The sequence below is a fragment of the Candidatus Cryptobacteroides sp. genome, from assembly GCF_056207615.1.
On the sequence record NZ_JBAEER010000178.1, the window covers coordinates 1 to 14,387 of the forward strand.

Consider the following 14,387-nt stretch of genomic DNA (forward strand, 5'->3'; position numbering starts at 1 on the left):
CAGGCAGCTCGCGGGAGTGGTCGACAATTCCTCATATCCTGCGATCGAGGTCACCATCCAGGCAGAAATCGTATGGCCGGAGAACGCACCTAAGAACATTCCTGTCATCATGGAGTTCGGCTTCATCATGGGCAACATGCCGATGAGGATGCCTATGGGCCCTAACGCCGGTCCTCAGCGCAAACCTTGGACTGAGCAGGTGGTGGAGCGTGGCTGGGCAGCCTGTACAATCAATCCGACCTCCTTCCAGGCAGACGGCGCACATGGCCTCCGTCAGGGTATCATCGGACTCTGCAACAAGGGCGAATACCGCAAGCCTAGCGACTGGGGCACTCTCCGCGCATGGGGTTGGGGAGCGTCGAAGCTCGTTGACTATTTCGAGAGCGAGCCTCAGTTCGACGCGACCATGGTTGCAGTCGAGGGCAACTCCAGATATGGAAAGACTGCGCTGGTGGCAGCCGTTTTCGACGATAGGATCGCAGCGTCGTTCCCATCTTCAGCAGGAAAGGGCGGTACAGCTCCATGGAGACGTTTCTGCGGCGAGACCGTAGAGAACATCGCGGCGAGCAGCGAATATCACTGGATGTGCGGAAACTTCATCAAATATGCGAGCGATCCATATTCGGCAGCGGATATGTTGGTTGATCAGCATGAGCTCGTAGCTATCTGCGCACCACGTCCTGTGCTCATCTCCAGCGGTACATTCTCTGCAGACAAGTGGCAGGACCTCATTGGTATGCACATGACTGCGTATATGGCTTCTCCTGTTTATGATCTCGTTTGTGGCGGCGGACTCAAGTATGGCTACGGCGAGAGCGGCGCACAGGCGGAAGAGAACGCAAAGATGCGCGTGGACGCCTTCCCGGGCATGAACGTGGGACTCATGGGCGGACGCCTTGCGTTCCGTATGCACGACGGCGGACATGAGCCGGGTCCTAACTGGCCATACTTCCTCGATATGTTCGACAAATATGTCGTGAAGGGACAGAAATAAGACTATCTGAGGTAATCCTCAAGCGAATTCCAGAGACTCAAGCTGTCTTCTACGCCAAGATCGTAGAGCGCCTTGAGTCTCTTTGCGTCTTTTTCGAGTCTTCCGACTTTCTCAAGGCGCGAAGGACGTATCACGAAGATCTTGCCTTCCTGTTCGAGACGGGCTATCTGGGCGATTCTCTTGTCGTAGTTCTCGCTTCTGTGGGCGCAGGTGTAAAGGAATTCCCTCCTCTTCGGATAGAAAAGCTTACAGAGGCGGTCCAGGTTCTCGGAGTGGCAGTCGGAGAGGGGACGGGTGAGCACGACGACTATGCGATCGCAGCCTGTGGACATGCACTTGTCCAATGGGATATTGTCGCTCACGCCACCGTCGAGGTAGGGCACTCCGTTGATGTGGACCATCTTGGATAGGAAAGGTAGGGAAGCCGAAGCGCGGATGATGTCCATCTCGCGGTCCGGGTCTGTGAGTCTGAGGTACTCCGGTTTTCCGGTGAGGACATTGGTTGCAGTCGCATAGAATTCGGTCCCCGAAGACTTGAAGGTCTCATTGTCGAATGGGTCAAGCACTCTTGGCAGCTTGTCGTAGGCGAATTCCGTGTTGACGACGTTTCCTGTAGTGAGCAGGGACCAGAAGCTGACATAGTCCCTCCTTCCGACGAACTTGGTGTTGTAGCGAAGGACTCTGCCACGCTGTCCGGAAGGCAGGTTTACTCCGAAGGTTACGCCCGCGGAAGTGCCGCAGATTAAGTCCGGCATGAATCCATGATCCATCATCACGTCCATGACTCCGGCAGTGTAGAGACCTCTCATCCCGCCGCCTTCGAGTACCAATCCTATCTTCTTCCCATTTGTCATGAATGCAAATTTAGTGAAGATTTTTCTATATTTGCATCGTCAAAGTTAGTAGTATTGTCGGTTCAGAGGTCACAATTATTGGGTAAGGAACTCCTTGTTGCAATCAGGGAGGGTGATGAATCTGCCTTCGAAATATTCTACAGAATGGAGAGGAACAACCTCGTCCATTTCGTCAGCAACTACGCAATCTCCAAGGAACAATCAGAGGATATAGCCCAGGAATCCCTGCTCAAGATATGGGAAACCAAGGATCATCTAAACGTGGACGGTAATGTTCGCGCCCTTGTCTTTACGATCGCAAGAAATAAGGCTCTGGACTATCTCAGGACAAAGACTGATACGGAATCACTTGATGCCTATGCCTATCTTGAGGACGAGAGTCTCGACGCCCAGATTAATGCTTTGGACCTTTCCCGCCTCATCGATAAGACTTTCGACCAGCTTCCTGAGAAGACCAGGAATACTTTCCTGATGAGTCGTAGGGAAGGTCTCTCGAACACGGAAATCGCTAAGAGAGAGCATGTGAGCGTCAAGGCCATCGAGTACAGAATTTCACAGGCTCTGAAAAATTTCAGAAAAATCAAGGAATCGTTTTAGGGTAGAGTGTAGTTTTCTCGTATATGTAGTATGCGCGTTAACTACAATAAGAATGTATTCGAGTCCCTTCCGGATTCCGTATACACAGGCGAAATGCCTGAACTCCCTCATACCAGAGGCAATAATCGTATTTACAGGTATGTTGCCGTCGCGGCAGCTTCTGCGGCCATCATCTTTGCGACCACTACCACCATCCTTTCCAAGAAACTCCGTGAAGTACCTGCCCGGACCGAACTCGTGGCAGATGCTGAGATAGTCTACACCGTGAACAGCTCTCTTCAGGGTAACATAGTCCTTCCTGACAGTACTCTCGTGACCCTTAACAGCGGAAGCTCCCTCCGGCTTGCCAACGATTTCGGCACAGGCACGAGGACCGTTTATCTCGATGGTGAGGGCTATTTCGATGTCCACAAGGACAAGAACGTCCCGTTCCTCATCAAGACACCTCAGGACGTGCTCGTGACCGTCACCGGTACCAAGTTCAATCTCAAGTGCTTCTCTGACGGATCGAAGTTCGACCTTACCCTTATCCAGGGCTCGGTTGAACTTACTACCCCGAAGAAAGAGGTGATCTATGTCGAACCTTCCCAGGAAGTCGTGATCACGAATAATTTCCACAATGTGAATGTCGTTGAGGCTCCTGTAGAGTCCACCGTCTGGACCAAGGGCATCCTCAAGTTCGACCACACGCCGATGAGCGAGACCATCGCCCAGATCGAGAGGTGGTACGGAGTCAAGGTGAACGTGTCGGATGAGGCCATCTACCGATCTTCTTTCACTGCGGAGTTCAAGTCTGAGACCCTTTCCGAGGTCCTCGACCTGCTCTGTCTCACTTCTCGCCTTGACTACAAGGTCGAGGACGGTATCGTAAGTTTAAAACCAAAGAACTAACAGTATAATAAATGAGTACAACGAAACGAATCATCATGCTCTGCATTTCCCTCATGATTGGTATTGCCCTTCATGCGCAGAGCCGGTATTCGGTCTTTGTGGACAATCAGCCACTTTCTACCGCGATGAAGATCATCGCAGCCCAGAGCGACTACAGGTTTGTCTACAACAATGACCTTATCGACGTCTCCAAGACTGTCAGCGTGGACGTCGAGAGTGACTCTCTCACTGAAATCCTTGATCAGGTCTTTGACCCCTGCGGTATCAAGTATACCATCATGGGCAAGCAGATCGCGCTTTCTGTGCCGGAGGTCGTTCAGACACCAGTATCAAACGGAGCCAGAACCAGGCTTGTCCAAGGAACCGTCACCGACAATACAGGTGATCCACTCGCCGGTGCTGACGTAATGATTGCCGGCTCTCGCAACGGTACCTTCACCGACATGAACGGACGTTACAGTCTCGAGGTTCCTTCTGATCCGAACACGACCCTCGTTTTCAATTTCATCGGAATGAGGGAGATTTCCGAGCAGATCGGAAGGCGCAGCACGATCAATGTCATTCTCGAAGAGGAGGTGAACGCACTCGACCAGATCGTCGTTACCGGTTACCAGACCCTTTCGCGTGAGCGCTCTGCCGGTTCGTTCTCAAATGTATCCGGAGCTAAGGTCCAGAGTCAGGCTAACGTGGAGGGTAACATCCTCAGGAGCCTCGAAGGACGTGCCGCTGGACTCAGTGTCAGCCAGACTGGTGACGGCGTGAAATACCTTATCCGTGGTGTGTCGTCGATCAACTCCAAGACTGAGCCTCTCTTCATCGTGGACGGAGTCTCTATGACAAAGAGCCAGATGGACAAGATGGTGAACCCTAATGATGTGGAATCCATCAACTTCCTCAAGGATGCGACAGCAGCTTCGATCTGGGGCGCGCAGGCTGCGAACGGCGTCATCGTCGTGACCACCAAGAGTGGTTCTGCTTCGAACAATCTCTCAATCAGCTACAATGGCAGCTTCACATTTCGTGGCAAGCCGAACTACGCATACCAGGATATGATGACCAGCCGCGAGTTCATAGACGCAGTGGTTGACGCGTTTGATCCTCAGACATACAAGTGGGCTGATGTCAACAAGTCTTCCTATGGTCTCTCTCGCGGAGACTTCAGGGTGGTTTTCCCTCATGAGGATGCTCTCTACAGGTATTTCAATCAGGAAATCTCTCTTGATGAGCGTGATGCTCTTCTTGACAAGCTTGCGTCGGTCAACGGAAGGAAGGAATATGAGAAGTACTTCATGAGCAACTCATACCTCACGAACCATTCTCTCTCTTTCTCCGGAGGAAATGACAAGAGCAACTTCTACGCTTCGCTCGAGTATCAGAGGAGCAAGGGTTCTCATAAGGATAATGTGGATGACTACAAGTTCTTCTTCCGCGACGTGTTCCATATCGCCAAGTGGGCAACGCTCGATCTTTCAGTCACTGCATATCATTCTAAGGCTCGTACCTATGCGACCCCTAATATCAGTGACATCCCGTACATAAGCTACTTCGATGAGCAGGGTAATGAGCTTTCCCATACCAACTATATCATGACACCGGCTTACCAGGCCAGCGTGGAGAAGATTACTGGTGTATCCCTCGACTACTATCCAGTCAAGGACTTCCGCAATACCTATTCGACCACGAAGTCTACAGGTGTCAATGCGAATGCCGGTCTGAAGATCAACTTCACCAAGTGGCTCAGCTATGAGGGACGTTTCCAGTACTCACTCACCAACGGAGGTGGCGAGCAGTTCGTCCCTGCTGATTCATATTCAGTCAGGTTTGACCGAAACATGGCTACCAACATGGACGGAGAGAGCTTCCTTCCTTCGTCTGGTGGCAACTATACCGTGTCTGACCGTCGCGAGAGCTCATATACCGTGCGTAACCAGCTCAACCTTGATCTCGGATTCGGTGACCAGCTCATGCATAGGGTGAGTGCGCTTGCTGGTTTCGAGTTCAGTGATCGTCTCAGCGCCGGACATAACTCTTTCCTTAGGGGCTATGATTACCAGACCATGGAGCATATCCTCTACAACGACTACCAGCTAACCACAGAGGGCGTCAAGAACCCGGCGCTTCCTTCGATCGCATCTGCGACCGTGAACATGTTCAGTCCTAATACCTATGGTCAGTCCGAGACCGAGTACCGATTCGTGTCAATGTACGCTAACGGTGCGTATACTCTCATGGACAAGTACTCCGTCAATGCCAGCATCCGCGTCGATCAGTCAAACCTCTTCGGTAGCGATCCGAGCGTGCAGTTCAAGCCTATCTGGTCGGCAGGTGCGATCTGGAACGCAGGAAAGGAGGATTTCGTAAGACAGCATGGATTCATCAACAGACTCAACGTTCGTGCAAGCTTCGGTTATGCGGGTAACTCTCCAAATCCGGGAGAGGGCGGTCCATACGATATCCTCAAGTCGACATCCGATCCTGCTTACAGCCGTTTCGGTCTCGGATATCAGGTGGTGACACCAGCGAACGACAAGCTTACCTGGGAGAAGACACGTACGGTCAACCTCGGTGTGGATTTCGCCTTCCTTGGTAACCGTCTCGACGGTAGCATCGACCTCTACGACAAGAGGACGACTAATCTCCTCGCGCATGTCCCAGTGGATCCTACCACCGGTTTCAAGAATGTGCTCTCGAATCTCGGAACGATGACCAACCGCGGAGTAGAGCTCTCTCTGAGCAGCGTCAACATCCAGAAGGCGCTCTTCCAGTGGACCACGGACTTCACCTTCACCTACAACGCGAACAAGCTCGTGGATATGTATCTCGAGCAGCCTGAGAGCCCATATGTGATGATAGGTTACGACTATTGGAAGGGATATCCTTTTGGAACCATCTTCGCTTACGACTGGGCTGGTCTCGATCCTGAGGACGGTATGCCTCGAGTATATGATTCCAAGGGCAATCCGGTACGCTCAATCACCGACATCGACTCTGTCGACGCAGTCAAGTACCGTGGAACCACAGTGGCTCCTATCTTCGGATCACTTTCCAACACCTTCCGCCTTGGCAGCTTCGACCTCAACATCATGTTCGTCTACAACTTCGGACATGTGATGAGGAATGATGTCAATACCAAGAACTCTTATCGCTTCTGTGAGAATCTCCACCATGATTTCGCGAAGAGGTGGCAGAAGCCTGGTGATGAAATCACTACTGATGTCCCTGCATATTACTCTCTCAAGAACAGCGCAATCAGCGAGAGCGATATTACGTATCTTTCCAGATATGCTGACAACAATGTGCTCAATGCTTCGTATATCAAGCTCAGGGAGGTCTCATTCGGCTATAGGATTCCTGCTCATATCTGCAAGACCATGAATATGCAGAGCATGAGCGTAAGGCTCATCGCATCGAACCTTGCGACCATCGCCTTCAACGGCCAGGGTATCGATCCTGAGGCATTCTCCCTTTCTGGAGGAGCCCGTGCCGACAAGTATTTCCCTTATGTCTCAGCAAGTCTCAACATTGAATTCTAAGCCATGAAAAAGATAACAGCAGCTTTATTTGCAACAGCGATGGTATTTCTCACCTCATGTGAGAACTACCTCAACGTCAAGCCTCGTGGCTATGATATCGCATCGAAGATCGAACACTACGAAGGCCTTCTCGTAGGTCAGGATCTTTATATGTTGAATGAGTCCTTCCCATATATGTGCTTCGAGTGCTTCATGGACCAGGACGGTTTCGACAATGCATACAGCACCATCGGCTCGCGTGCGACCAACGCCTACAAGTGGGAGAAGAACGTGTACCGTGAGGATGAGGACTGCGGCGAGTGGAACTCTTTCACGACCGCGCTCTACTATTACAACGTCGTCATTAACCAGGTTCTCGACGCCGAGGATGGCACACCGGAGAAGAGGCTCGCCCTCCAGGCTGAGGCTCGTATGCTGCGCGCATACTGTACCTTCCTCATGTCCGAGTTCTTCGGTGACGTACCTATCATCAAGACAGCCTCTACCATGGGAGGCGACTTCTCTCTCCACACCAGGGAAGAGGTGATCGAATTCGTGCTCAGCGAGATGGCGGAGGCAGTTCCTCAGCTCGAAGATACCCAGGAACACTGCATGAGAGTGTTCAAGACCTCGGGCCTTGCACTCTACGGAAAGGTGCTCTTCATGCTCGGCAGATACTCCGAGGCTGAGGCTCAGTTCTGCGAGGCGATGGCGGCAGTGAAGGCCCACCCGGAGTGTGGACTCACCAATTACTATGAGAGATTGACTCCGGACGGAGAGGTCGATTTCATCGTCTATGACTATGAGAATCCGGAACTTCTCTTCAACCTCGGTTCGATGAATCGTCTTTGGCCAGCCGTGTACGGCGGAATGTACAACATGCTTTTGTTCGGTGTGAGGAACGATGTCCTGAAGACCTTCTACTATGACTTGAAGGATACCCGACTCTCAACGCTTTCATCCATTACTACCGGAGAAAGTGCATACAAGTCATTCAAGAGCTCTAACTTCTATTCTGCAAACATGAGCACAATCAAGAGCAACATCGGTGTCGGCGTGCCGGATCTCTATATCATGTATGCAGAGTGCCTTGCCAGGGCAAACAAGACAGATGAGGCAGCACAAGTTCTCGTTGAACTCAGGAGACATAGGATGAATCCTGGTCATGAGGGTATTCCTGCAGACGTGGTAAGTGCTGAACAGATGACCGTGTTCGCGTTCGAAGAGCGCATGAGAGAGGAAATCGGATTCGGTACAAGTTGGTTCGAGATGAGGCGAGTATGGGATGATCCACTCTTCCAGTATCTCAAACCTATGTATGTCCATACAGTCGGATCGGAGACCTATACCCTCACGGAGGACAGGCTCTGGTTCCAGATTCCGCCATCAGTTCTCCTTTGGCACCCAGAATACGATAAATAACAATCAACCAAATTAATTGTATATGAAAAAGTACTTAGCATTGGCGGCAATCGCTGCTCTCATGAGCATTGTCTCATGTACTAATGACAACAAACCGGAAACAAAGCCAGAACCAATCTCAGTGTCTCCCAAGTCAGTGACTTTCGAGGGTGAGGGTGGTACTCTCAAGGTTGCCGTCAAGTCGCAGGACGCGACCTTCACAGCAAAGTCAGACGCAGCTTGGCTTACCGCTGAGGTGAGCGGCAAGGAGATCGTCCTTACTGCTGCAGCAAACGAGAGCAAAGATCCAAGGTCAACCAAAGTCACGGTTTCCGACTCCAAGTCTTCATGCGAGATTGAGGTCAAGCAGAACATGGGATCAGCAGTTGCTGGTTACCTCCCTCTTGCTTCTGCAAAGATGGAGTATGCCGGAACCATGCTCTATATGTTCAACAAGCCTCAGACCGAGAATTACGGCGGCATGGGTTTCCTTAGCGTAACGGATTCTGATGGTAACAGGATATCGATCACTCTCTTCACTGATCTATTTACTTCTCCTGAGGAGGTCGTTCTTTCAGAGGGCTTATATACAGCAGGTCAGGACAAGATGACATCTTATTTTGCAGTACCTAAGACTTGGGTTCCTGGCAGTTATGCGACTACCGAGGACGGAAAAGAGAGTTTCTCTTTCGGAACTTTCTTCGAAGGTATTGACGAATCTACTATCGCCATGGCCGAGGGCACTATGGAAGTAAAGGACGGAATCCTTAAGATCGATTTCAAGGATGCCGAGGGCACTGAATACAAGTATGCGTTCGAGGGTGAGGTCGAACTTGACCTTGAGGGTGCAACATACCCAAGCGAAAAGATTGGCCCAGCCGACAATATCTACTCTGCAGTCTGCTCATACAATGGTGAGAATGAGTTCGGAGCTGCGTCAATGACTCTCATGCTCTATTCTGGTTCAGAGACCAACAATACCAGGAGTATCTTCCCATTCTATATGGAAATGGCAGAGTTCAGTGAGGATATGGACCTCTCAGGTATGTACTCTAATCCAGAGGATCCAGACGATACCGGAAAGGCAGGTACACTCGAGATCGGTAGTATGATCGAGCTCGGCGATATCAGGTTCCCTATGGGTTCAGGCATCATCTTCAATGATGGTGACGTTTTTGCCGCTGACGGCATGTCCAGCCTCATCCTAACCAAGCAGGAGGATGGAACTTACTCTATCTTCGCATCAATGATGCCTGCGGAAGGTGAGGATTTCTATTTCTACATGACCACTATCTCAATTGATCTTGTCAACTCTGCCGATTATGGCGATGAGGACTAACTGAATCAATGGCCTATTATCATATCTAATGAAAAAGACTTTTATTGCAGCTTCCGCTGCATTGATTATGGCGGCATGCACCAGTTCTCCAAAGGCTGGTGCACCGACCACCTTCGAAGGCAAGTTCATCGGCTACGGCGGTGAGTATGTAGAGTTCTTCATCCCGACTGAGACTGGTGAGTATCAGGAAATCCAGATAGTTGTAGCTGAGGATGGAACATTCAACACTGAGGTACAGTTCGGAAAGGATATGTATGACTGCGCAATCTTTGCAGACAGGTATATGTACCGTGTTTGTCTAGAACAGGGCAAGCATTACAACGCAGTGTTCGATATGACCAGCGGATCTGAGACTGATTTCGAGTTTACGGGCGAAGGCAGCAAGGAGAATCTCTTCATGAGAGATTACTGGAAGGGCTTCCGCTATTCTGACTCCGTGATTGATGGACTTCTCGCTTGCGGCTCTTTTGAAGAGTTTTCTGCAGGAATAGAGCATGCAGCAGCTCCCCTCAGAGAAGAGCTCAAGGCAACAAACAACAAGGGATTCATCGACTATTACACCAAGGAGATGAACTCATACGAGCTTTCGTACAAGTTCTATTATCCTTTCATCAGGACCTCTGCCAGCGGTGTGTATCGTCCTGAGCAGTCATACCTCGATGCTATCGCGAATGCTCCTAAGATGACCGACGAGGAATATTCCAGCATGATTCAGTTCTACGCAATGAATGTTCCTTACATGTTCCCTGACATCAATCTCAGGGAGGCTCTCCGTGCCGTTGCTGATTTCAGCAGCAAGCAGTCAAGGAAGGAAGAGGGAATCGCAGCAGTGCTTCAGAGCTACGCTTCCATGGGTGGCAGCAAGACCCTCAAGGATGCATACGAATACTATAAGGAGAATGTGAAGAATCCTGACGAGAATCTCTGCAAGATGATTGAGAATGCCATGAGCCTTGGCCCAGGCGTTGCTGCACCTGAGATCGAATTCGAGGATATCGACGGAAACATCAAGCACCTTGCCGACTTCCAGGGTAAGCCTCTCTATATCGACCTTTGGGCTTCTTGGTGTGGTCCATGCTGTGAGGAGATTCCTCATCTCGCAAAGTTCGTTGCCTCTCTCGGTGAGAATCCTGAGATTGTATGCATCAGCATCTCCATCGATGACAATAGGAACGATTGGACTGCCAAGCTTGCAGAGGACAACAGCGAGTGGCCACAGTACCTTGCTACCAAGGACGGTCAGAAAGCAATTTCAAGGGATTACGGTGTAAGCGGCATTCCTCGTTTCATGCTTATCAATGCTGACGGAACAATAGCATCTGTGAATGCAGGACGTCCTTCTGATCCAGATCTTCTCGAATCTCTCAGAGCTGCTTTGAAATAGTATTAAAAATGAAAAGAGTATTTATAGTAGCTTCTGTTGCTTTCGCTCTGATTGCATGCAGTTCAGAACCGAGTGCTCAGCTTAGCGGATGTCTTTCTGACGCCGATGTGTTCTCTTATGGTTTCCAGTCTGACAATGACACCGGGATCCAGATTCTTGACACTTACGACGGAATCGAGAACGGAAAGTTCGCGTTCGACATCTGCAATGAGCCAGGCGAACTTTTCCTTATATCGAAGAACCAGCCAGCTACCTTCATCCAACTTTATCTCGCCAAGGACGAGAAGGTCGTGATGGAAGGCAAGGTCTCTGACTTCAAGATTTCCGGAACTCCTTTCTATAAGGATATGGGAGAGTACCATGAGCTTACCAAGGAACTTGACCACAAAGTCCTTGAGGCAGTGCTTGAGATGGATAGTGCTGCCAAGGAAGGTCGAGAACCTAGCATCGATTACGCAAGAGTGAAGCAGAGTACCGACGAAGAGAAGGACCAGATTTCGCTCAGCTTCATAAAGTCACATCCTGACAGCGATTTCTCGGTGTATCTCGTGTCCAATATACGTAAGTCTCTTTTCGAGAGGGCAGAGTCACTTCTTACCGATAAGGCCAAGAATGGCAAGCTGAAGTATCTTCTCGACAAGGCGGAACTCAGGAACATGGGTGATGACGTCGCAAAGCGTACCCGTGCCGAGGCTGAAGGCAAGGTCTATGTGGGTTCGACAGCTCCTGACTTTACCCTAAAGACTCTCGATGGCTCGGATTTCACTCTGTCTTCACTTCGTGGACGCTATGTTATGCTCGATTTTTGGGGAGCATGGTGCCATTGGTGCGTGGAAGGTATGCCTAAGGTTGCCGAGATTGCAGAAAAGTATGCGGACAAGCTCAGCGTTGTAAGCGTAGACTGCAACGATTCTGAGGCAGAATGGCGTAAGGGCGTAGAGGATTCAGGTATCATGACATGGACTCAGGTATACAATCCTAGGACTGTTGCCGTCGATGCTCAGTTCCTCGTTGAGGCTTTCCCTACTTTCGTGATCATCGACCCTCAGGGCGTCATAAAGAAGATCTTCGTTGGTGAGAGCAGAAACTTCGTTGAGGAAGTCGGTGCATGCCTTGAATAAAAAATAATCAACATGAAAAAAGTAATCATAGCCGCATTTGCGGCATTCGCGATGGTCTCATGCGGACCTAAGGCTCAGTTCTGCGGTAACATCAGTGATGTCGACGGACTTGGCATCAGCTTCGCCTCCGACCTTGGTACAGGACTCGAGTTCATGAAGGACGTGGAAATGAAGGACGGCAGTTTCTCTATGGACATCGCCGATGAGTCAGGTAATTTGCTTATCTATGACAAGAGCAATTTCATTACCTACCAGAACATATACTTCGTACCTGATGAGAGGCTGGTCATCAACGGAAGCCTGACTGACTACACAATCTCCGGATCGCAGTTTTATCAGGATATGGGTGAGTTCCACGAAATGACAAGGGAACTTGATGCAAGAGTATTTGAGGCCCTCCTTATCATGGATAAGGCTGAGAGGGAAGGCACACGACCAATCGTCAGCTATGAAAAGGTGAAGGATGAGGTTGAGCAGGAAAAGGGAACAGTCGCTCTCAACTTTATCAAGGCTCATCCGGACAGCGATTTCTCGGCTTACCTTGTGTCAACTCTCCGTGTGGCCCTTTTCGACAGGGGAGAGACTCTACTTACCGAGCGCGCGAGAAACGGCAAGATGGCGTTCCTGATCAATAAGAAGCATGTCGCCATTCATGGCGCGGAGATCGCCAAGCAGGCTAGGGAGTATATTAAGGTCGGCGTTGAGGCTCCGGACTTCACCCTCAAGACCCTTGACGGTAGTGACCTTACCCTCTCATCGCTCCGCGGTCGCTATGTCATGCTCGATTTCTGGGGAACTTGGTGCCACTGGTGTGTGGAAGGCATGCCAAAGGTCAAGGCTGTGTCAGAGACATACGCAGACAAACTCACTGTCATAAGCGTTGACTGTCACGATTCTGAGATCGAGTGGAAGAAGGGCCTCGAGGAGATCAAGATCATGACCTGGACTCAGGTGTACAATCCTGCTGAGGTGGCCCTCGACGCTCAGTATGCAGTCGACGGCTTCCCAACCTTCGTCGTCATCGATCCTGAAGGAAAGATCGCGAAGATCGTCGTAGGTGAGGGCAGCGACCTTGCTGCTGAGGTCGGCGAATGTCTTAAATAGAACCCAACAATCATTCGACATAAATACTGAACAATTGAAGCCCGCGGCAGTGATGCCTCGGGCTTCTTCTTTTACTGCCTGGCATTTGTCTAGTCCTCCAGGAGGTAATCCATGGTGATCACGACGCGCACGTTCTTGATGTAAGGAGAGTTGGCGTCACGGTCATAGATCGAGAACTGTCCCTGGCTTGCGTGGCTGATCTTTCCTACCTTGCTGTGGGAATCCTCGGCGAACTTCTGCGCAGTCGCACGGGCGTTCTTTGTCGCCTCCTCGACCATTGCCGGCTTGATTTCGTTCAGACCGGTGAACTCATACACGATACGGTTCTCGCCGTACTCTTCGTAGATGATAGGAATGCCCTGCTTCATCAGCTCGCCCTGGCGGTTCATCAAGGCGCGGATCTTGTCGACGTTGTTGCTGGTGACGGTGATCACGCTTGTGGCCTTGTAGCGGCTTGCGATGTTGTTCTCTCCGTAGTCGTAGGCCCTGCGGTCAGTTATGGCAGGAGGGTTGATGCTGATTTCGGCTTCGTTCACGCCGCCGGCCTTGAGAAAGGACACGATCGCAGAGTTCTTCGACTCGATGATGGAATACATCTGGTTGGGGTCGTTTCCGACTTCCTGATATACGAGAGGCCATATCACCTTGTCCGCCATGACCTCCTTCTCGGCGAGACCTTTCACGCTTACCTTGCGGTCGCGATCCTTGACTGCGACCATTCCTGAACGTAATGACAGTCCTGCGATCACTATCGCGAGCGCAAGTATAGTCGGTGCAAACCATTTGTTGTCTTTCATATCTTTCATGATTAAAGTTCCAATGCCCGCCTGTGTAGCATAACTCATGCCGTGGCATAAAAAAAGACCAGGCTTCATGAGCCTGGCCTTCATTGTCGTATATCTTCAAATCCTACTTGAAAAGACCCTGAGCCATTGTGTAGAGAGCACGACGCCAGGTAAGGAACTCATGAGCTGTGCCAGGAGAAACGTGACCCTGTGCGTTGTAACCAGCTGCCTTGAGAGCCTCTCCTGCTGCGTTGATCTGAGCTGGAGACTCCTTCTCACCGGTGCTGAGGAAGATGTAGTCAACCTTGCGGCCAGCAAGCTCCTCTACGCTGTAGGTACCACCTGAAAGGAGACCGTAGCTACCGAATACCTCAGGACGTGCGAGAGTGATTGCGTGAGTTTCCA

General features: G+C 50.7%; 11 protein-coding genes and 1 pseudogene. 9 read left to right on the forward strand and 3 right to left on the reverse strand.

The genetic code is table 11. The features are described 5' to 3' along the window. The coding region (locus AC06ND_RS09660; protein WP_475678769.1) for a glucuronyl esterase domain-containing protein at positions 1-994 on the forward strand (994 nt) is incomplete at its 5' end. A 2-nt stretch (positions 995-996) separates the two neighbouring features. Here AC06ND_RS09660 and AC06ND_RS09665 read toward each other — a convergent pair. Further along, entirely contained in the window at positions 997-1,848 is an 852-nt protein-coding gene (locus AC06ND_RS09665; RefSeq protein ID WP_475678770.1) for a patatin-like phospholipase family protein, read from the reverse strand. A gap of 78 nt (positions 1,849-1,926) precedes the next feature. Between AC06ND_RS09665 and AC06ND_RS09670 the strand changes: the two genes are divergently transcribed. Genes AC06ND_RS09670 through AC06ND_RS09705 form a run of 8 tightly spaced genes read left to right on the forward strand, consistent with a single transcriptional unit; the run spans position 1,927 to position 13,197 of the window. After that, complete coding sequence (locus AC06ND_RS09670; RefSeq protein WP_475678771.1) at positions 1,927-2,445, forward strand: sigma-70 family RNA polymerase sigma factor; 519 nt, start codon at positions 1,927-1,929, stop codon at positions 2,443-2,445. Positions 2,446-2,475: 30 nt separating this feature from the next. After that, on the forward strand, positions 2,476-3,336 hold the full coding sequence (locus AC06ND_RS09675) for a FecR family protein (protein WP_475678772.1): 861 nt from the start codon (positions 2,476-2,478) through the stop codon (positions 3,334-3,336). 11 nt (positions 3,337-3,347) lie between these two features. Continuing rightward, positions 3,348-6,869 carry a SusC/RagA family TonB-linked outer membrane protein gene (locus AC06ND_RS09680; RefSeq protein ID WP_475678773.1) on the forward strand — a complete coding sequence of 1,174 codons (3,522 nt, stop codon included), beginning with the start codon at positions 3,348-3,350 and terminating at the stop codon, positions 6,867-6,869. A gap of 3 nt (positions 6,870-6,872) precedes the next feature. Next, positions 6,873-8,270 carry a RagB/SusD family nutrient uptake outer membrane protein gene (locus AC06ND_RS09685; RefSeq protein ID WP_475678774.1) on the forward strand — a complete coding sequence of 466 codons (1,398 nt, stop codon included), beginning with the start codon at positions 6,873-6,875 and terminating at the stop codon, positions 8,268-8,270. Between the two features lie 22 nt (positions 8,271-8,292). Continuing rightward, positions 8,293-9,588: a BACON domain-containing protein gene (locus tag AC06ND_RS09690; RefSeq protein ID WP_475678775.1), complete on the forward strand. Its 1,296-nt coding sequence runs from the start codon at positions 8,293-8,295 to the stop codon at positions 9,586-9,588. A gap of 28 nt (positions 9,589-9,616) precedes the next feature. After that, positions 9,617-10,972 (forward strand): TlpA family protein disulfide reductase, encoded by a 1,356-nt coding sequence (locus AC06ND_RS09695; RefSeq protein WP_475678776.1) that lies wholly within the window; start codon positions 9,617-9,619, stop codon positions 10,970-10,972. A gap of 8 nt (positions 10,973-10,980) precedes the next feature. Next, positions 10,981-12,093: a redoxin domain-containing protein gene (locus tag AC06ND_RS09700; protein ID WP_475678777.1), complete on the forward strand. Its 1,113-nt coding sequence runs from the start codon at positions 10,981-10,983 to the stop codon at positions 12,091-12,093. Positions 12,094-12,105: 12 nt separating this feature from the next. After that, on the forward strand, positions 12,106-13,197 hold the full coding sequence (locus tag AC06ND_RS09705) for a TlpA family protein disulfide reductase (RefSeq protein WP_475678778.1): 1,092 nt from the start codon (positions 12,106-12,108) through the stop codon (positions 13,195-13,197). Between the two features lie 89 nt (positions 13,198-13,286). On the opposite strand, the gene AC06ND_RS09710 is transcribed toward AC06ND_RS09705, so the two are convergent. Both AC06ND_RS09710 and AC06ND_RS09715 read right to left on the reverse strand, forming a co-directional pair. After that, positions 13,287-13,994 (reverse strand): SIMPL domain-containing protein, encoded by a 708-nt coding sequence (locus AC06ND_RS09710; RefSeq protein ID WP_475678779.1) that lies wholly within the window; start codon positions 13,992-13,994, stop codon positions 13,287-13,289. A 112-nt stretch (positions 13,995-14,106) separates the two neighbouring features. Continuing rightward, positions 14,107-14,387 (reverse strand): annotated as a pseudogene (locus AC06ND_RS09715) (bifunctional endo-1,4-beta-xylanase/feruloyl esterase); the annotation flags it as partial.